The following is a 20013-nucleotide window of genomic DNA, read 5'->3' on the forward strand; positions in this document are numbered from 1 at the left end:
TTTTTTGTGATTTTTTTAAGTTTATTTGTTATAACCTAAATCAAAAATTACAAAAAATGAAAAAAACTTTACTTACTATTTTGTTTTGCACTTTTGGTGCTTGGCAATTTGTAACGGCTCAAGTTTCTGAAAAGGAAGCTATGGCTAGACAATGGATAAAATCCAATTTTAAAGAACTTAAAATCAATTCTGATTCTGATATTAATTTACGTTTTGTACGTAAAAGTATTTCAGGAGAAACATTGCGTTTTCAACAAATGGTAAACAATATTCCTGTTTTTGATACGGAAATTGTTATTCATTTCGATTTAAATGGTCAGGTTTCCTATACAGATCACAATGTTACAAAAGATGTAGTTCAAATTAATACTACACCACAAATTACAAGAGAGAGTGCTATTGCCATTGCCGATAAAGAAATTGGTGTTTCTGGAATGGTTTCTGTGCAAGAAGCAAAACTCTTTGTTTATAACAAATTTGAAGAAACAAAACTGGTTTATAGAACGGTTACTAATTTTGAGGAAAAACCAGGTTCATGGGAAGTGATAATTGATGCAATGAATGGTGCAATTTTAAGTGTAAAAGATATTGCAATTAATTGTGGAACAGAATGCGGTTCAAATCATCAACATTTAGCTAAAACATCAGGTAAATCAAAATTTTTCATGCCAATTGAATCAAATTCGACTCTAGCATTTGAATCAGGTACTGCAATGGTATTTTTATCAGATCCTTTATCTTCAGCGAGAGTTGCTTATGGTGGAAATTATTCTGATGGTAATGGACAAGGTGATGTTGATACACCTGAATTAAATGCGCAACGTGTTTTAGTTAATCTTCCTGAAGTTGAAAATACAGCTGGGACTTATCTGTTAAAGAGTTCTTATGTAGAGATTAAGAATATTGAAAATCCAAATAAAGGTTTGTTTACGCAATCTTCTCCCAACTTTTTATTTACAAGAAATGAAGATGGTTTTGAGGCTGCCAATGTGTTTTATCATTTGGATAATAATATGAGATATATTAATGAAACATTAGGAGTAAATTGTCGTCCATTTAGAAATTCAGGAATTCTTTGGTTTGATCCATCTGGATATAATGGATCTGATAATTCTCGCTATTCTTCTGCGGGTAATGATTTATCTTTTGGAGAAGGATGTGTTGATGATGGAGAAGATGGTGATGTTATTTGGCATGAACTAGGTCATGGTTTGCATGATTGGGTAACTGGAGGTTCGTTATCTCAAGTAAATGGATTGAGTGAAGGTTGTGGTGATTATTGGGCACAATCAAATAGTAGATCTTTAGCTAATCAATGGACTTCTGCTGATGCTGCGTATCATTGGATGTTCAATTGGGATGGTCATAATACTTGTTGGGGAGGAAGAACTACAAATTATGCTGCAATTTATCCAGGTGGCTTAGTAAATCAAGTTCACACAGATGGTCAAATATGGTCAACGGTTAATATGAAAATTTGGGATGTTTTAGGAAGAACAAAAACAGATAAAGCGTTTTTAGAAGGATTAGCTTTAACGAATAGTTCAACTAATCAACAAAATGCAGCTATTGCAGTTAGACAAGCGGCTATCAATATGAATTATAGTTGCGCAGATATTAAAGTAATGACTGAAAAATATACTGCGGCAGGTTACACAATGCCAGCAATTGCTTTAAGAATCAATTGTCCTGGTACACAAACTGTAACTGCAGATGGTTCTGGAAATTATACTGTTCCAAGTTTTGCAAGTTTAGCCAATGCAATCAATTCTAATTGTGATGCAGTCGTAACTCAAAACCCTCCTGTAGGTTCAGTTGTTGGAGTAGGAACACATGTGATTACTATGACAGCTACAAGCGGAACTTCAGTAAATTGTAATTTTAATTTAGTTGTAGAAGCTAGTTTAGGAGTTGAAGATGTTATCAAAAACACATTTAGTATTTATCCAAATCCTGCTTCAACATCAATAACTATCAAAGGAGATAACTTTGAAAATGAAGAAATCGAAATTTATAATATGTTAGGTCAAAAAGTAATGGGTAAAAACTTAATTACAAATGAATATACTGTTGATATATCTAATTTAGCAAATGGCGTTTACGTTGTTTACTTTATAAATGCAAAAGCTTCTCATAAATTTGTGAAGCAATAAATAGGTTTGATTATATAGCAGAGAAAGCCGGACAATTTTGTTCGGCTTTTTTTTGTTAAAATGAACTATCTTTGTAATTACAAACAGAATTACATAAATCATGACTAAAGAACAAATTTTAGAAAGTTTTGATCCATCTCAACCTGGGTTGGCAGATGCAACTATTTTTGGTTTGCCTTTTTCGGCAGAACAAAGTGAAATTATTGTAATTCCAGTTCCTTGGGAAGTTACAGTAAGTTATGGAGCAGGCGCTTCAAAAGGCCCAGATGCTGTTTTAGATGCATCGTTTCAAGTAGATTTAAATCATCAAGAGTTTCCAGAATTATGGAAATTAGGAATATATTTAGATAAACCAGCGAAAGAATTAAAAAAGAAATCAAAAAAATATAAGAAACAAGCTGCTCCAATTATTAAGGCTTTGGAAAGCGGAATGATTTTAGAACATCATCCATCGTTAACTAAAGATTTAGAAGAAATAAATTATGCTTGTTCAGATATGGTTGAAGCTGTTCGCGAGCAAACATTAAGTTGGATGGAAAGAGGTAAAAAAGTAGCACTTTTAGGTGGTGATCACTCAACACCTCTGGGTTATTACCAAGCTCTGTCAACTAAATACGATAATTTCGGAATCTTGCATTTAGATGCACACATGGATTTACGTATTGCGTATGAAGGATTCACATATTCACATGCTTCTATTATGTACAATGCGTTACAAATTCCTCAAATTTCTAAGATTGTTCAAGTAGGAATTCGCGATTTCTGCGAACAAGAAGTTGAAGTTGCTTTAAACGATAGAGTATTAGTTCATACTGACAGTGATTTGAAAAAAGAAACTTTCGAAGGTAAAACATGGGAACAACAATGTGATCAAATTATAGTATCTTTACCTGATAAAGTATGTGTTTCATTTGATATTGACGGAATGTATCCATGGTATTGTCCAAATACAGGAACTCCAGTTCCAGGTGGGTTTTCGTTTGAGCAAGCGGCTTATTTGTTAAGTCGATTAGCAGATACCAATAAAGAAATTATCGGTTTTGATTTAGTAGAAGTTGCTCCTGGAGATGACGATTGGGATGGTAATGTAGGTGCAAGAATGTTATTTCATATGTGTGGAGTTTTTGCCAAATCTCAAAAAATGAATGTGGGTAATAAGATTAAGTTTAATAAGTAAATTATAAAACCGAAGATCAAATGCTTCGGTTTTTTTTATATGTTTTCCATATCTTCCAAAATCGAAATCGCTTTTTCTTTCGTTGCGGCTAGTTCTTCTGGTTTCATTTTTTTGAGTAATGCTAACATCATGCTCATTCTTTGATTATTAGCAAAATGCTGCTTTTTCTCATCTAAAAAATGCCAATACAAACTGTTAAACGGACACGCTTTTTCGCCCAATTTCTCTTTTACTTCGTATTGACAACTGCCACAATAATTGCTCATTTTATTAATGTAACTTCCCGAAGAAACATACGGTTTTGTTGCCACAATGCCACCATCCGAATATTGACTCATACCACGCGTATTCGGCATCTCAACCCATTCTATAGCATCGATGTAGACACCTAAATACCAAGCATCAACTTCATCCGGATGCAATTGGGCTAATAGAGAAAAATTTCCAATCACCATCAAACGCTGAATATGATGGGCATACGCTTCCGATAAACTTTGAGAAATCGAATGTTGCATGCATTTCATTTTGGTTTTTCCGGTCCAAAAGAAATCAGGTAGCGGATTGTAGTTTTCCAATGCGTTGATTTGGGAATAATTGGGCATCTCTTTCCAATAAATCCCTCTAACATATTCGCGCCAACCAATAATTTGTCGCACAAAACCTTCTACTTGCGCCAATTCAATGGTCTCTTGGTTTTGATAATAATAGGAAATCACAGCATCCACCACTTCTTTCGGACTTATCATTTTGGAATTCATTGCAAAAGACAAACGCGAGTGAAATAGAAATTTATGTCCGCTAAATAGCGAATCTTGATACGTTCCAAAATGCGCCAACAAATACTCACAGAAATAGTCAATCAATTGCAAACTTTCCTTTCTTGAAGTCGGCCAGTTGAAATTTTCTCTATCAATACTTCCAAAAGTGGTGATGTTTTGGCTTTCAATTTCAGTAACAATTTCGCTTACATTTTTATTGAATTCCAATGGGAACGGAATCGGAACTTCATTTTTATATTGATTGCGGTTGTTGTGGTCAAAATTCCATTTTCCGTCAAGTGGTTGATCACCAACCATCAATACATCATGTTTTTTTCGCATCATGCGATAGAAACTTTCCATCAAAAGTTGCTTTTTCCCTTTGAAAAAATCATCTAATTCATTTCTAGACGTGTAAAAATGTTCAGAATCTACTGATTTTGTAGGAATGGAAAGTTTTTTACAGATGGCTTTCAATTGCTCGTCCAAGCGATATTCATCAGGAAATTGGTATTCAAATTGGTCGATTTTATTCTTTTCAACCAAAACCAAAATCAATTTTTCTAAATCATGAGGATTATTGGCATCCGAAATTTTATAATAAATAACTTGATGACCTTTATTCATCAGTTCTTCTGAGAAATTTCGCATAGAAAGAAAAAACGCTACTACTTTTTGAATATGATGTTTTACATAATCCGTTTCCTGACGCATTTCTACCATCACATAAACCACATCAGAGTTGACTTCATCAAACCAAGAATGTTTCGAATTGAGTTGGTCACCCAAAATTAATCGAAGTGTTTTCATCTAAAATAATTCAGGAATTAACCACATTTTTTGAAATTTTCCATCACCATCATACATTTCCGCTTGGCGTTTAATGTTGAATTTTCTGTCTCTTGGATCGTTTCCAACACCTGCATTGTACATCCAATTGCCATAATTGCTATGCACATCATAATCGATTAGTATACTTTCGAAATATGCTGCACCAATTCGCCAATCTTGTTCCCATTCTTTTGCCCAATAACTCGCTACATTTTGACGACCGCGATTGCTCATCCAACCCGTTTTTTGTAGTTCTATCATGTTGGCATTAACGAAATGTTCAGGTGTGGTTCCATTTGTCCATTGGTTGAAGGCTTTTGTGTTTTGATTCCAATGGTATTCTTTTTGTAAAATACCATTCAATTGAAAAATTTTGTTGCCGTGTTTTAGCGAAATGTATTTGAAATAGTCGCGCCAAATTAACTCGAATATTAACCAATACGTATCTTCGTTTTTGACCACTTTTTTCTCAAATTGTTGCACTTCCCAATAAATGATTCTTGCAGAAATACTACCATTTGCCAACCAAGCCGAAAGTTTCGAACTATAATCTTTTCCAACCAAACCATTTCGAGTTTTCTTATAAACCGAAAGTTTTTTGGTATCCCAAAAGTAGTCTTTGATTCTTTTTTTAGCTTGATTTTCGCCACCTTTAAAAGGGAATGCAGTTTTATTCGGTTGTTTAAACTCTTCAAATCCTAAATCTTCTAGAGTTGGAATACTTGTTTTTTCTTCAATTAGATTTGAAGTGGGTTTTGCCGCATTTGAAACTGTTGGTCGTATTCGAATTTTCTTTTCCAATTGCTTTCTAAATTCGGTAAAAACTTCAGGAATTTTCTCCCAATCTTCATACGGAACATCATCAGGATGAAATAAAAATTGATCATAATACGTTTTCCAATTCACAGCTGGAATTTGATTTCGCACTTCAGTTTCTACATCTACTTCTTCTTGTGTCCATTCCTTTTGAATGTAAATCGTGTCAATTTGATATTTTGCAGCAATTTCTGGAATCAATTGTTCAGGATATCCATAATAAACTAGTAACGTAATCTTTTTCTCTTCTAAATTTTGTTGTAATTCACCTAGGCTTTCTAAAAGAAATTGGGTTCTGAATTTTTCTGTTTTCTTGAAACCATATTGTGTAGTTTCGAAATGTCTCGGATCTAGACAATAAATACCAATTACCTTTTCATTTTCTCGACATGCATTGTACAACGAATGATTGTCAATCGTGCGCAAATCGTTTCTAAACCATACTAATCCGTTCATGTTATTTGATTTTATTCATCCTACATTTGTCACTACAATACATTACTTCTTCCCAGTTTTTCTCCCATTTTTTGCGCCATGAAAAAGGCCGACTACAGGTTTTACAGATTTTTTCGGGAAGGTTTACTTTTTTATGCGCCATTACAACATTGATAAAGTTGTTTTATCTGGTCGCGCATAATGAAATCTATCCACCAATTTTGGCAATGCGTAACCATCTAATCCGTTAATAGCAATAACATTTCCTCTGTCTAATTGCAGCCAATTATCATCATAAAACAGATGTTCATTAGCATATATGGTTTCTATTGAAGCAATAATATGTATACAATCATTTTCTTCAATTTTGTATTCATTTACATATTTACAAAGCAATTGAACAGGGCTATTTTTTACAAAAGGGACTTTATGATTTTCAATGAATTCTGGTTCTAAATTTGTTTTGTCAAATTCTGAAATATGTTCGTCATAACTTGAAGATGTATGATGCGCATCGGCAATCATTTCTTCAGTAATATGATTTACAGTAAAATAGCCTGTTTCTTTTAGGTTTTTATAAGTATCTCTTGGAACAGTCGTTGGTCTTAAAATGAATCCTAATAATGGTGGTTCGCTTCCTAAATGCGTCACACTGCTAAAAATAGCTAAATTTAAAACTCCTTCATTTGAAACGGTTCCGATTAAATTAGCCGATTTATAACCAGTAACACAATTAATTAAATTTAGTCTAGGAACTTTTGACATAGTAAATAATTCCTCTCTAGTAATTTTTCTCATAGCATTTTTATTCAAATATACATTTTGTTTAACAAATAATAAAAAATATTAAACAAAAAAATATTTCACAAACAAAAATCTGATAAAAGTCAGGTATTAAAATTTATTATTATGTATTTTTGTAGTCCGAATTTTTACAAAAACTTCATGCAAACGCCACAAAAAATTGCCGTTGTAGGTTCTGGATTAGTTGGAACTTTATTGGCAATCTATTTAAAAAGAGCCGGACATACCGTTCATGTTTATGACAGAAGTCCAGATATAAGAACAATTCAATTTTCAGGACGTTCTATAAATTTGGTAATGTCAGATCGTGGTTGGAAAGCTCTGGAAGATGTAGGCTTAGATACAGCAATTCGAAATATTGGAATCCCTGTTGATAAAAGAGCAATTCATTTACAAGATGGAAAACTTAATTATCAATACTACGGGAAAGAAGGTGAAGCTATTTTTTCGTTATCGAGAGGCGTTTTGAATCGAAAAATGGTGGATTTGGCTGAAGCGGAAGGAGTGGAGTTTTTCTTTGAACATAAAATTTGGGATGTAAGTTTGGCAACCGCTACACTTTTTGAAGGAGAAACCGAACAAGGAGAATGGACAGAATTAAAATACGATAAAGTATTTGGTGCTGATGGTGCTTTTTCGAGAATAAGACATAGAATGCAACGTCAATCCATGTTTGATTATTCGCAAGAGTTCATGAAAATTGGTTATAAAGAATTGCATATTCCTGCAAATTCAGATGGTACTCATAAAGTAGATAAAAATTCATTGCACATTTGGCCAAGAGGTAATTTCATGTTAATGGCGTTGGCAAACTTAGATGGTTCGTTTACTTGTACTTTATTCATGCCGTTTGAAGGTGAAAATTCGTTTGAATCATTAAAAGATGAAACATCATTAGTTGATTTTTTTGCTAAATACTTTCCTGATACTAAAGAAGTAATACCAGATTTAGTTCGTGATTTCTTTAAAAATCCAACGAGTTATTTGGCAATTATGAAGTGTTTTCCTTGGACTTTCGAGGATAAAGTAGCTTTAATTGGAGATTCAGCTCATGCAATAGTTCCTTTTTATGGTCACGGAATGAATGCCGGTTTTGAAGATATTACCATTTTGAGCGAGTTGATGAATGAATATGGTGATGATTGGGGTAAAATATTTTCAGAATATGAAGTTTCAAGAAAGCCTAATGCCGATGCAATTGCAGAACTTTCTCGCAGAAATTTCGAAGAAATGAGTAATAAAACTGCCGATGAGAAGTTTTTATTGCAAAAGAAAATCGAAAAATGGTTTTCAGATAAACATCCAGATAAATGGATGCCTTTATACAGCAGAGTAACTTTTAGTTTGCAACCTTATTCTGAAGCATTAGCCATTGGTGATTTTCAGAATGAAATTATGCAAGATGTACTAAAAATTGATAATATAGAAGAGATTTGGAATTCAGAACAAGTTGAAAATCGAATTTTAGAGTTACTACAATAAATCAAAATCCAAGTTTCATTAATTTGAAATTTGGATTTTTTTCTTACAAAATAGTTTATCTTTGAGATTGCTAATTATTCGCTCTTATGGAAACTATTCTTCTAATTGCCATTTTAATAATTGTTATTGTTATTCTAACAAGTATCAATTCAAAGTTTCAAAATCTTCAAGAAACCGTTTATAGTCTTCACGAAAAAATAAATGATTTACGAGATGAATTGTATTCGAAAACAATTCAAGAAACGCCTAAGATTACAACTGAAATTCAAAAAGAAACAGTTTCTGTTGTTGAACCTGTAATAGAAGAAAAAGTAGTTGAAAAACCTATTGAGGTTATTGAGAAAGCTCCTGAAATTGTTCCTGTTGTAGAATCGGTTAAAGAGGAGATAAGAGAAGAAATAATTCCACAAGTAGAAAAAATTGAACCAGTTCTTCCAAGAGAACCTGAAAAATCATGGTTTGAAACATTTAAAGAAAACAATCCAGATTTAGAGAAGTTTATAGGTGAAAACTTAATCAATAAAATCGGTATTTTAATTTTGGTTTTAGGGATTAGTTTCTTTGTAAAATATGCAATTGATAAAGATTGGATAAACGAAACAGCTCGTGTTGGAATTGGAATTTTAGCAGGTTCTTTGGTTATGGGTGTAGCTCACAAATTAAAGAAAAACTACCAAGCGTTTAGTTCGGTAATGGTTGCTGGAGCAATAAGTATATTCTATTTTACAATTGCAATTGCTTTTCACGATTATCATTTGTTTTCTCAAACAGTTGCATTTGCAATAATGGTTGTAATTACTGCTTTTAGCACTTTTGTTTCGGTAGTTTATAATCGACAAGAATTGGCAGTTTTATCATCAATTGGAGGTTTTGCAGTTCCGTTTATGGTAAGTACAGGTGAAGGAAATTACGTTGTGCTGTTTACATACATCGCTATTTTAAATATTGGAATACTTGGAATTGCTTATTTCAAAAAATGGAATATCGTAACAATACTATCTTTTGTGTTTACAAACCTGTTATTATTTTCTTGGTACAATAAAGAATTGTATGCGGATAAATTACCACATCAAGGCGCTTTAGTATTTGCAACCTTGTTTTATTTTATCTTCAGTATTGTTGCTGTTTTAAATAATGTAAGACGAAAAGGCGAATTTTCAACGATAGATTATTTCATAGTTGTAGCCAATACATTCCTTTATTTTGGAATAGGAATGGGAATTTTACATAATTGGGGAATCAATTATAAAGGATTATTTACACTTTCATTAGCTGTTTACAACCTTATTTACGTTGCCATTTTGTTTAAGAAATTCGGATTGGACAAAAATGCAGTGTATTTGTTAATTGGTTTGGTTCTGACATTTTTAACGTTAACTATTCCAATTCAGTTTGAAGGCAATCAAATTACATTGTTCTGGGCAATTGAAGCGGTGTTGTTATTTTGGTTATCCCAAAAATCTAAAATTAGTTTGTTTAAACTAAGTGCCATGTTAGTTCAGTTTTTGGCTATTATTAGTTTAATTATTGATTGGGAAAAACAATATCGCTTTTCAAATACAGAATTGTCTATTTTAATAAATCCGATATTCATCACCGGAATTGTAGTGTTAGCTTCTTTAATTGGAACATACTTCTTGTTTAAGAAAGAAAACGAAGTAGCAACTATTTTTAAATTCGAATTTGATCCTGTAATGTATCGCAATGGGATTTTATGGATTGCATTAATTATAGGATATTTTGTTGGAATTCTTGAAATCATACATCAAGCCGGTCAAAATTTTGAAAACGAGTCAACCGCTTTTTCGCTATCGGTTTGCTATCATTTTATTTTCAGTACCGTTTTCATTTTCTTAGGATTGAAATCGAAAGAAGAATTACTTCAAAAAATTGCAACCGTTTTAGCAATGGCAAACATAGTATTATATGTTGTTTGGTGGTACAATATTCCATCAAAAGAAGTTCTTTGGAATATAACCAAAAATTGGAATTCATCAATAGCTTTCAATTTGCATTACATTATTTTGGGATGTTTAATTTATTACATAGTAATTTTAGCTAATCAAATTTTAGATAAAACGCATGTTGCATTTTTGAAATCTAAAATAGCGATTTGGTTATTGGTTTTTTGTGGAGTTTACATTTTAAGTAACGAATTAATAGTTCATCATTTATTTAGTGTTGACAGAGCTATAATTCTAAAACAAATTGATGAGGATTATAAAGGATCAAATTTACCAATGGAAACATTTTATTTGGACGAATATGTTGTTCAAGGAAAATTAGACATAATAAAAACTCAAGTAGTTAAGATTGGTTATCCAATTTTATGGGGAATTTTATCGTTTGCTTTGTTGATTTATGGTATAAAAAGACAATGGAAACAATTGCGAATTATCGCACTTTCGTTATTAGGATTAACCATTTTGAAATTGTTTGCATACGATATTAATAACGTTTCAGAAACTGGAAAAATAATTGCCTTCATATTATTAGGAGTGCTTATTTTGATAATCTCATTTGTATATCAAAAAATCAAGAAATTAGTGGTAGATGAAACTCAAAATGTTAGTTCAAATGAAGAGAGTAATTAGTATAGTATGTCTTTTTTTGATACAAATTTTGTTTGGCCAAGAAGCTAAAATTGGCGAAATCAAGAATGTACAAAAAACAGGTTTGCAATTGGTTTTGTTATCGCCACAAGTGATTTCAGAAGCAGAAAACAATGTTGATTTTATTAGAATTAATGAAACAAAAAGTAAAAAAGAAGTTCCATATGCGGTATATTCAAAACCAGAAACTACAAAGAAATCTTTTTTAAGTTTTCCAATAGCTTCAAAAACAAAAACCGATTCGTTAACATCATTTGTAATTTCAAATGAGAAACAAATACAATTGAACGAATTGTTTGTTGTGATTTCTAATTCTTCGGTTTCAAAATCGGTAAACATTTCTGGAAGTAATGACGGAAAAGAATGGTTTGGATTGGTTCAGAATCATTTGTTGTCGAATTTAGAAGATACGAAATTGCAACATGTAGAAAAATCGATTGTATTACCATTAAACAATTACAAGTTTCTGAAATTGGATTTTAATGATAAAATTAGTTTGCCAATAGAATGCAAAGATTTTGGAGTTTATCAATCTAAAATAAATTACGTTGAGCAATTAGAATTAACAGATTTTGTTCAAAAGGCAATCGTAGATAATTCAAGAAAAAAATCAGTGATTTTGGTTTCTTTTGAAAAGCCGCAATTAATTTCAAGGTTGGATTTCGATATACGTTCTGACATGTATTTTAGAACCGCTCGAATTTTGGTAAATAGAGAAAGAAAAATAAAGAATAAAACCGAAAAGTATCAAGACGAAATTTTCACTTTTGTGCTAAATTCAAAAATGAATGCAAGTTTTGCCTTTCCAGAGTTTTTTGAAAAAGAGTTTATAATTGAAATTGACAATCAAGACAATCCAACTTTAGAAATTGAAAAAATACAGTTATTTCAAACGCCAAAATATGTGTTAGCTAATTTAAATGAAGGCGAAAATTATGAAATAATAGTTTCTAAAGACTTTACAAAACCGAATTATGATATCGTGAATTTTATTCCAAATTCGGATGAAATGTTAGATGTGATTGCAATTGATAATTTTAAACCAATTGAAACTGTTTCTAAACAAGAAAAACCAAAACCTTTTTGGCAAACACAATGGTTTTTGTGGACGGCAATTGTTATAGCAGGAATTATTATCGGATATTTTGCTTTAGGTTTATTAAAAGATGTAGAGAAGAAAAATTAATTTTCTTCTCTATGAACTTTATTAAAATCAAAAGCTGGTGTACAAATCGCAATATATTCGCAAGGTTCATCAAAAGGATTTGAATATTGAACTCTTGTATTTCTTTCTATTTTTATCGATTGGCCTGTTTCTAAAATCACCACTTCGTCTTCAATGGTAAATTGTTTTTTCCCTTTAATGATATACGTGTATTCATCAAATTCAGGTGTTTGAAAAGGTTCGCTCCATCCAGGAGGCGCAATCATATGTGCAATTGAAATTTCTGAATTACTTGTAGTTGCTAATCCGTGGTGTTCTTCTATTAATTTGCCATCGGTTGTTGGAACTACGAATGGCGATTTTTGTATAAAATATTTTTTCATTATTTCTTAAACATTTTCATTAGCAAACCAAAAGCACCACGAATAAAACTTGCACTTGTAACTACTTTAGTAACTGATTTACCAATAACTTCTGCTGTACTTGGTTCTTGTTTTGTTTTTCTGGTTGGTTTTTCAACTTCTTGTTCGGCAGCTACTTCTTGTGCTTCAGCAATTTTTTTGTTCAATAATTCGTAAGCACTTTCTCTGTCAACAACTTCATTGTATTTCTTAGCCAATTTCGATTTTGCAATACTCGCTTCAATTTCGGCTTCTGTTAAAACATCCATTCTACTCATTGGTGCACGCATCATAGTTGCAACTAAAGGTGTTGGTGTTCCTTTTTCGCTTAATGCAGTTACAAAAGCTTCTCCAATTCCTAAAGCCGTTAACACTTCGTCAGTTTTGTAAAATTTAGTTTCTGGATAGTTTTCCGCTGTCATTTTTATTGCTTTTCTATCATTTGCAGTAAAAGCTCTTAAAGCATGTTGAATTTTTAAACCCAATTGCGCCAAAACACCAGTTGGAACATCCATTGGGTTTTGCGTAATGAAATAAACTCCAATTCCTTTCGAACGGATTAATTTCACAATCGTTTCAATTTGATTTAGTAACGCTTTACTTGCTTCATCAAAAATCAAATGCGCTTCGTCAATGAAAATAACCAATTCTGGTCGGCCAGCATCACCTTGCTCTGGCATAGTGTTGTAGATTTCGGCTAATAAACTCAACATAAAAGTCGAGAATAATTTCGGTTTATCTTGAATATCCGTTAATCGCATGATATTAACGTAACCGTTTCCGTTTTCGTCAATTCGCATTAAATCTTGAATATCAAATGATTTTTCACCAAAAAATAAGGCAGCACCTTGCTGTTCTAATTCGATAATCTTTCTTAATATAGAACCAGTTGAACTTGTAGAAATTCTTCCGTATTCGGCTTCAAATTCTGATTTTCCTTCTTCTGTTGCGTATTGCAATACTTTTTTGAAATCTTTTAAATCCAATAATGGTAAACTATGATCGTCGCAATATTTAAAAATTACCGAGACAACTCCTGATTGCGTGTCGTTCAAATCTAAAATTCTTGAAAATAAAACAGGTCCAAATTCTGAAACAGTTGCGCGTAGTCGAACACCGTTTTGTTCAGAAATCGTCATTAATTCAACAGGGAAGCCCTTTGTTTCGTATGGAATTGAAATTTTAGCATGACGTTCTGTAATAAATGATTTTTCTTCTCCTGGAGTTGCAATCCCAGAAAAATCTCCTTTAATATCCATCATCAAAACAGGAATTCCATTTTGCGACAACTGTTCCGAAAGCACTTGAATGGTTTTGGTTTTTCCTGTTCCAGTTGCTCCAGCAATTAATCCATGACGGTTTAAAGTTTTTAAAGGAATGTTTACATGCGTATTTGGAATTGCTTCACCATCTAAAATCCCACCTCCTAGTGTTATAAATTCTCCTTTACAAGTATATCCTTCGTTTATATGTTTGCTAAAATCTTCAGTATTGCTCATTTTTATGTATTTTAATTTCAAATGTAATTAAAATTGAAGGAAATTTCAAGAGTAAGTCAAAGTAGAAAAATAATTTCTGACTTCTTATTTCTAAATTCTAACTTCCAAGTTGTATCTTTGCCCACTATTTTTATTTGAAATGTTAAAGAAAGAAATACAATTGGCAGTTGAAAAAGGTGAAATGTTACCTTTAATGGAGGAGTTTTATACCATTCAAGGTGAAGGTTATCATACTGGAACGGCTGCTTATTTTATAAGAATTGGTGGTTGCGACGTAGGTTGCCATTGGTGTGATGTAAAAGAAAGTTGGAATGCAGAATTGCATCCGCCAACAAATACTGATATTATTGTTGCCAATGCAAAAAAATATGCCGATACAGTTGTAGTTACTGGTGGAGAGCCTTTAACTTGGGATATGAAATTGCTTACTTCAAAATTAAAAGAGCAAAATTTAAAAGTTCATATCGAAACATCGGGTGCTTATGAAGTAACCGGAACTTGGGATTGGTTTTGTTTGTCGCCAAAGAAAAATAAATTACCAGTTCAAAGCGCTTACGATATGGCTCACGAATTAAAAGTTATCATCTACAACAAACACGATTTTATTTTTGCAGAAGAGCAAGCAGCTAAAGTAAATCCAAACGCGATTTTATTCTTACAACCAGAATGGAGCAAAAAAGAAGAAATGACGCCTTTGATTGTTGATTACGTTATGAATAATCCAAAATGGCGAGTATCATTACAAACACATAAATATTTGAATATCCCATAACGGAAATCTCAAATTCATTTTTTTTCGGAACACAGATTTAAGAAATTAGATTAATCTTTAAAATTTTTTGAATCTGTGTTTCTGTTTTAAGTTTCTCTATTGAATGCTATGTAAAGTGAAACGCCTTTTCTACATAAAGAAAATCTTATGTGTCTATGTGTTTATAATTAAAGATTACTAAGCTTCGCTAAGTAATCAAAATGGTTGCCTTCTATAACCAACTCGCATTCTAAACCGTTTGCAAATGCTGCATTTTGCAAGGTGTTGTAATCTAAATACAACCAATCAAAAGTATCTTCGGTTTCTCCTTTATATTGAATGGTAAACGTTAATTCACCATAATAACCATTCGCTGGAACTTCGTAAGCACCATCTTCGTCTTGATCATACATATAAATCAAGTCCGAACTATCAATTAAAATTTGGCCACCTTCGTTTAATAACGATTTTATTTTTTGTAAAAACTTCGAAATCTGATTCATTTTGCCAAAAATTCCAGTTCCATTCATTAAAAGTAGAATGGTGTCAAATTTTTCTGAAGCGTCCAAATCCAAAACATCTGAAACTTTACAATTTTTCAAACCTCTTAATTTACAAGCTTTGATCGCGTTTTCCGAAATATCTATTGCAGTAATTTCAAAACCTTTTTCTTGCAAATACAAAGCGTGACTTCCCGCGCCACATCCAACGTCTAATACTTTTCCTTTGGCTAATTGTAATGCTTTTTTTTCCAATTTTGGCATTTCTTTAAAATCGCGAAACAAATAAGCAACGCTCATTTCATCCGCTTCTGAAATAGAAGTTTCTGTAATTAAATCTTCTGGAGAGTTATTTGTTTGGTAATCTAAAATGGCTTTTCCGAAAAGGTCTTTCATGCTTTATATTTCAAAATTCAACATTCGTTATTCTAAATTCGGAATTCAAAATCGTAACTTTGCAGTAGAAAATTCATAAAATGCTAAAGCCAAATTTAAACGAACTCGGAAAACTTGCCAAAGATACGCATAACGAAACCAAAAAGTATTTTGACAAGCTAAAAAAGAAAACACCAAAGAATTTGGATTATGTAATGCAAGATTTACACGATGCCGAATTTAAAAAAACGGATTGTTTAGAGTGTGCCAATTGTTGCAAAACAACTGGGCCGTTATTTACTTCGGCCGATATTGAACGAATTTCGAAAAGTTTCAGACAAAAGCCACAGCAATTTATTGATCAATATCTTCGTATTGATGAAGATAATGATTATGTGTTGAAAAGTGTTCCGTGCACGTTTTTAGATAGCGACAACAAATGTTTCATCTACGATGTTCGCCCAAAAGCCTGCCGTGAATTTCCACACACAGATAGAAAGAAATTCCAACAAATCTCTGATTTAACGTTGAAGAACGTTGCTATTTGTCCAGCCGCTTATAATATTGTGGAGAAAATGAAGGAGAAGTTGCCGCTTTAAAAGTGGTCAGTGTTCAGTTGAAAGTGTTCAGTTTTATTCGCAATCTTGTCATTCCGCTAGGAATCTCAAAAGCTTAGTTTAATCTTGTTGAGATAACTTCTGTTTTTAAATCATTTCCATTACAAGTAATTTTTGAAGTAACGGAAAAATCATTCAAAAGATATTTTGTCTTTTTAATTCCAATATTTTCAAGGTCTAAAAATTGAATATAGTCTTCTTTATTATAGATATAGGTTTTAATAATATTAAAGTTTTTACCTTCTGAAAACCCTTTCAATTCGTATAAATAATTTTCGTTATTAGAAACAATTAATATGTTATAATAAAACTTGTTTTTGGTAAATGGTATATCGGTTTGTAAAGTGTCTTTTGGATTAAACTCACAATTATAATTTTCGTAAAAAACAAATTCAGAAAACTTTTCTTTAGATTTTAATTTGTCTATCTCTTTAATAATATCTTTTCTGAATTCTAAAAGAAAATCAATATTATTCTTTAATTCTTCTTGTTTATAGATTGAAGAATCAGTTTTATTCAATTGACTAACTATTTGATTATTCCAATTATTAATAGAAATTGTTCTGTTTTCTTTTGAACACCCTAAAGATATTAATAGAAGTAAAATTAGTAGTCTTTTCTCTTTCATCTTTTCTCTATTTTCTTTTACTCATAAATCAAATACTTCGCTCTAACTTTTTTAAACTGTTCTAAACCTTCTTGCCAGGTTTTTCTAATTTCTTTTTCGGTCATTCCGCCTTCAATTTGTTCGCGGAGTTTTTTGGTTCCGGCTAATTTGGTAAAGAAATCATTGAAGAAAATGGTTTTGTCTGACGTGTTTTCGTAAGCTTTCAATAACCATTTTAATTCCAATCGGTGAACTTTTCTGATTTCAGTTAAATCTTCTCCAAAACATACTTTTCCATTATGAACTGGATCTTTTGCACCAAAGTTTGGTTTTGGTGTAAAACTAAAATCAAATTCACTTTCGGGTAAAAAGGGTGAACCGTAAATTTGGAATTGCTTTTCTGTTCCACGACCTAAACTTACATTTGTACCTTCAAAAAAGCACAAACTCGCATATAAATTTATCGATTGATCGTTTGGTAAGTTTGGTGATGGTTTTATAGGTAAACTATATTTCATATCATGCGAGTAATTCAAACAAGGCGCTATTTTCAAATCACATTGCAAAGCTTGTCCTGAGCTTGTCGAAGGATTTAACCAATTTTCGCCATTAATCATTTTAGCATATTCACCAATTGTCATGCCATGCAAAACCGGAATTTCATGCATTCCTACAAAACTTTTGTGTTCCTTTTCTAAAATTGGTCCATCAATAATAGTTCCATTCGGATTTGGTCGGTCTAAAACCAAAAGTGGAATATTGTTTTCAGCACAAGCTTCCATCACATAATGTAAAGAAGATATATAGGTGTAAAATCGCGCTCCTACATCTTGCAAATCAAAAACCAAAATATCTATTCCTTCTAATTGTTCAGGTTTTGGCTTTTTGTTGTTTCCGTAAAGGGAAATAATCGGCAAATTTGTTTTGGTGTCTTTTCCGTCTACGATTAATTCGCCAGCATCAGCCGTTCCTCTAAAACCATGTTCAGGAGCATATATTTTTTGAAGATTAATATTTTGCTCTATTAGGAAGTCAACCAAATGTTTTTCCTTTGAAAGAATTCCCGTTTGATTTGTAACAATTCCAACACGTTTATCTTTTAATAATGGTAAATAACTTTCAAAATTTTCGGCTCCAGTTTTAAAAGTAGCATCAGTAGGAATTACATTCAAAGTTACATTATCGGTAGTTACTTTTTTAGATGCTATTGCCTTTTTACTACTTCCGCACGAAACGATTAGTAAAGAAAAAAATAAAAATGTACTTTTGAAGAATAATTTAGATGTCATAAAAACCTTGAATTTAGAATATTTCATAGCCAAAAGACTAATTGCTGCTAAAAGTTATAAAAGTAGTATTTCTTCACCAATTATAAAAATTGCGATTACTGCTATAGCTATCGGAATTATAATGATGATAATGGCTGTAGCAACTGGTGTAGGGTTGCAAGATAAGATTAGAGAGAAAGTTTCGGCATTCAACGGACATATAATTATTTCAAATTTTGATGATAACCAATCTCAGGTTACTTCAGAACCTATTTCTATCAATCAAAGTTTTTATCCAAAATTTAAAAATGTTTCAGGGATAAGTCATGTACAAGCGGTAGCAAGTAAGGCAGGAATCATTCGTACAGAAAAAGCTTTTGAAGGTATTATATATAAAGGAGTAGGAAAAGATTATAATTTCTCCAATTTGGAAGAATATTTGGTCGAAGGGAAAATCCCAAATTTAAAATCCGAATTAAATACCGAGGTTTTGATTTCGGAATATTTAGCAAAACGATTAGAATTAAAAGTTGGCGATAAATTTTTGGCGTTCTTTATGAAGGAGAATGGGAAAATGCCTAACAAAAGAAACTTTCTAATCACTGGAATATTCAATTCGGGTTTTCAAGAATTTGATGCTACCTATATAATAGGAGATATTCGACATATTCAACTTATCAATAAATGGCAACCAACAGAAGTTGGAGCATTCGAGGTTTTTGTAGACGACTTTACAAAAATCAAAGAAAAAGGAGAGGAAGTGTACAGCGAAATTCCCCCTACATATAATAGTATAACTATAGAAGATAAGTATTATAGTATTTTCGAATGGTTAAAACTTTTCGATTTTAATATTTTGGTCATATTAATTGTAATGATAATTGTTGCTACTATAAATATGGTTGTAGCATTGTTAGTTCTTATTTTAGAAAGAACTCAAATGATAGGAATCTTAAAGGCGATGGGAGCGAATAATTGGAATGTTAGAAAAATTTTTCTTTACAATGCTTTTTATTTAATAGCTCGAGGATTATTTTGGGGTAATGCAATAGCACTTTCATTATTGTTTATTCAAAAAATATTTGGTGTAATAAAACTTAATCCTGAAAATTATTATGTAAACGAAGCTCCAGTTAGTATTAATTTGCTACATATATTACTTTTAAATGTAGGAACAGTTGCTGTTTGTTTATTAGTTTTATTAATTCCATCCTATATAATCACTAAAATTTCACCTGTAAAAGCAATTCGTTTCGATTAATTTGTTTTTTCTAAAAGTCCAAAACAATAGCTTTTCTCTTATTTAGTGAATAAAACCTTATAACCATTCTATAATATTTAGGGTGGTTATTTTTTTATGCCATTTTTTAAGAAAAAAACTTTCCTGTATTAAGTTCTTGTTATCAGCGAGTTAAGAAAAGAAGTAAAAAAAAGACAAAAAAAGTTTGGTAAAAGGCTTGTGGTTATGAAAAAGATTTCTACTTTTGCACCCGCATTAAAGCAGAAGTTCATACACAAACTGAGAAATTGACCGAGTCAAAAAAACTTTAAAAAAAGTTGAAAAAAGATTTGGATAATAGAAAGTATAGGTAGTATCTTTGCCGACCCGAAACGAAAGAATTGGGGAGTGCAGGTTCTTAAAAATAGTGGAAAAGTGGTCATGAAAAAATAATCAAAAAATTTTTTCAAAAAAGCTTGCCAGATTAAAAAAGAGTTGTACTTTTGCACCCGCTAATCGAATGAGAGGCGAGATTAAAAAAAA

General features: G+C 31.7%; 17 protein-coding genes. 8 read left to right on the plus strand and 9 right to left on the minus strand.

The genetic code is table 11. The annotated features are described in order from the left end of the window. Window positions 1-56: 56 nt before the first annotated feature. Together LOS89_RS01880 and LOS89_RS01885 are read left to right on the plus strand one after the other, a co-directional pair. Window positions 57-2153 (plus strand): T9SS type A sorting domain-containing protein, encoded by a 2097-nt coding sequence (locus LOS89_RS01880; protein WP_231836038.1) that lies wholly within the window; start codon window positions 57-59, stop codon window positions 2151-2153. Window positions 2154-2253: 100 nt separating this feature from the next. Then, complete coding sequence (locus tag LOS89_RS01885) at window positions 2254-3330, plus strand: agmatinase family protein (RefSeq protein ID WP_231836039.1); 1077 nt, start codon at window positions 2254-2256, stop codon at window positions 3328-3330. Window positions 3331-3365: 35 nt separating this feature from the next. On the opposite strand, the gene LOS89_RS01890 is transcribed toward LOS89_RS01885, so the two are convergent. Genes LOS89_RS01890 through LOS89_RS01905 form a run of 4 tightly spaced genes read right to left on the minus strand, consistent with a single transcriptional unit; the run spans window position 3366 to window position 6968 of the window. After that, on the minus strand, window positions 3366-4898 hold the full coding sequence (locus LOS89_RS01890; RefSeq protein ID WP_231836040.1) for a cryptochrome/photolyase family protein: 1533 nt from the start codon (window positions 4896-4898) through the stop codon (window positions 3366-3368). Further along, window positions 4899-6191: a DASH family cryptochrome gene (locus tag LOS89_RS01895; protein WP_231836041.1), complete on the minus strand. Its 1293-nt coding sequence runs from the start codon at window positions 6189-6191 to the stop codon at window positions 4899-4901. Window position 6192: 1 nt separating this feature from the next. Further along, window positions 6193-6333 carry a DUF2256 domain-containing protein gene (locus LOS89_RS01900; protein ID WP_231836042.1) on the minus strand — a complete coding sequence of 47 codons (141 nt, stop codon included), beginning with the start codon at window positions 6331-6333 and terminating at the stop codon, window positions 6193-6195. Continuing rightward, window positions 6333-6968, minus strand: a complete 636-nt coding sequence (locus tag LOS89_RS01905; RefSeq protein ID WP_231836043.1) for a flavin reductase family protein — start codon at window positions 6966-6968, stop codon at window positions 6333-6335. The genes LOS89_RS01900 and LOS89_RS01905 overlap by 1 nt, the downstream gene beginning before the upstream one ends. A gap of 147 nt (window positions 6969-7115) precedes the next feature. Between LOS89_RS01905 and LOS89_RS01910 the strand changes: the two genes are divergently transcribed. The 3 genes from LOS89_RS01910 to LOS89_RS01920 all read left to right on the plus strand — a co-directional run bounded on the left by LOS89_RS01910 (window position 7116) and on the right by LOS89_RS01920 (window position 12254). Beyond that, on the plus strand, window positions 7116-8456 hold the full coding sequence (locus tag LOS89_RS01910) for an FAD-dependent oxidoreductase (RefSeq protein ID WP_231836044.1): 1341 nt from the start codon (window positions 7116-7118) through the stop codon (window positions 8454-8456). Window positions 8457-8542: 86 nt separating this feature from the next. After that, window positions 8543-11050 carry a DUF2339 domain-containing protein gene (locus LOS89_RS01915; protein WP_231836045.1) on the plus strand — a complete coding sequence of 836 codons (2508 nt, stop codon included), beginning with the start codon at window positions 8543-8545 and terminating at the stop codon, window positions 11048-11050. Next, entirely contained in the window at window positions 11034-12254 is a 1221-nt protein-coding gene (locus LOS89_RS01920; protein ID WP_231836046.1) for a hypothetical protein, read from the plus strand. The genes LOS89_RS01915 and LOS89_RS01920 overlap by 17 nt, the downstream gene beginning before the upstream one ends. Here the strand turns inward: LOS89_RS01920 and LOS89_RS01925 are convergent. Both LOS89_RS01925 and LOS89_RS01930 read right to left on the minus strand, forming a co-directional pair. Continuing rightward, window positions 12251-12616 (minus strand): cupin domain-containing protein, encoded by a 366-nt coding sequence (locus LOS89_RS01925; RefSeq protein ID WP_231836047.1) that lies wholly within the window; start codon window positions 12614-12616, stop codon window positions 12251-12253. The genes LOS89_RS01920 and LOS89_RS01925 overlap by 4 nt on opposite strands. Next, the gene (locus tag LOS89_RS01930; protein WP_231836048.1) at window positions 12616-14133 is read right to left on the minus strand and encodes a helicase HerA-like domain-containing protein; all 1518 of its coding nucleotides are present in this window, start codon (window positions 14131-14133) and stop codon (window positions 12616-12618) included. Before LOS89_RS01930 ends, LOS89_RS01925 begins: the two co-directional genes overlap by 1 nt. A 139-nt stretch (window positions 14134-14272) precedes the next feature. Between LOS89_RS01930 and LOS89_RS01935 the strand changes: the two genes are divergently transcribed. Then, window positions 14273-14905: a 7-carboxy-7-deazaguanine synthase QueE gene (locus LOS89_RS01935; RefSeq protein WP_231836049.1), complete on the plus strand. Its 633-nt coding sequence runs from the start codon at window positions 14273-14275 to the stop codon at window positions 14903-14905. A gap of 167 nt (window positions 14906-15072) precedes the next feature. Here the strand turns inward: LOS89_RS01935 and LOS89_RS01940 are convergent, their stop codons facing one another. Next, complete coding sequence (locus tag LOS89_RS01940; protein WP_231836050.1) at window positions 15073-15780, minus strand: class I SAM-dependent methyltransferase; 708 nt, start codon at window positions 15778-15780, stop codon at window positions 15073-15075. Between the two features lie 80 nt (window positions 15781-15860). Between LOS89_RS01940 and LOS89_RS01945 the strand changes: the two genes are divergently transcribed. Beyond that, window positions 15861-16358, plus strand: coding sequence for a YkgJ family cysteine cluster protein (locus tag LOS89_RS01945; protein WP_213242419.1), 498 nt, complete (start codon window positions 15861-15863; stop codon window positions 16356-16358). 73 nt (window positions 16359-16431) lie between these two features. On the opposite strand, the gene LOS89_RS01950 is transcribed toward LOS89_RS01945, so the two are convergent. Next, window positions 16432-17004, minus strand: a complete 573-nt coding sequence (locus tag LOS89_RS01950) for a hypothetical protein (protein WP_231836051.1) — start codon at window positions 17002-17004, stop codon at window positions 16432-16434. Window positions 17005-17021: 17 nt separating this feature from the next. After that, on the minus strand, window positions 17022-18272 hold the full coding sequence (locus tag LOS89_RS01955) for an exo-beta-N-acetylmuramidase NamZ family protein (protein WP_231836052.1): 1251 nt from the start codon (window positions 18270-18272) through the stop codon (window positions 17022-17024). Window positions 18273-18279: 7 nt separating this feature from the next. Here LOS89_RS01955 and LOS89_RS01960 point away from each other — a divergent pair, with 7 nt between their 5' ends. Next, a complete protein-coding gene (locus LOS89_RS01960; protein WP_231837027.1) occupies window positions 18280-19512 on the plus strand; it encodes an ABC transporter permease in 1233 nt (410 codons plus the stop codon). The last annotated feature ends 501 nt before the right edge of the window (window positions 19513-20013 follow it).

It is taken from the genome of Flavobacterium channae, assembly GCF_021172165.1.
Lineage (GTDB): Bacteria > Bacteroidota > Bacteroidia > Flavobacteriales > Flavobacteriaceae > Flavobacterium > Flavobacterium channae.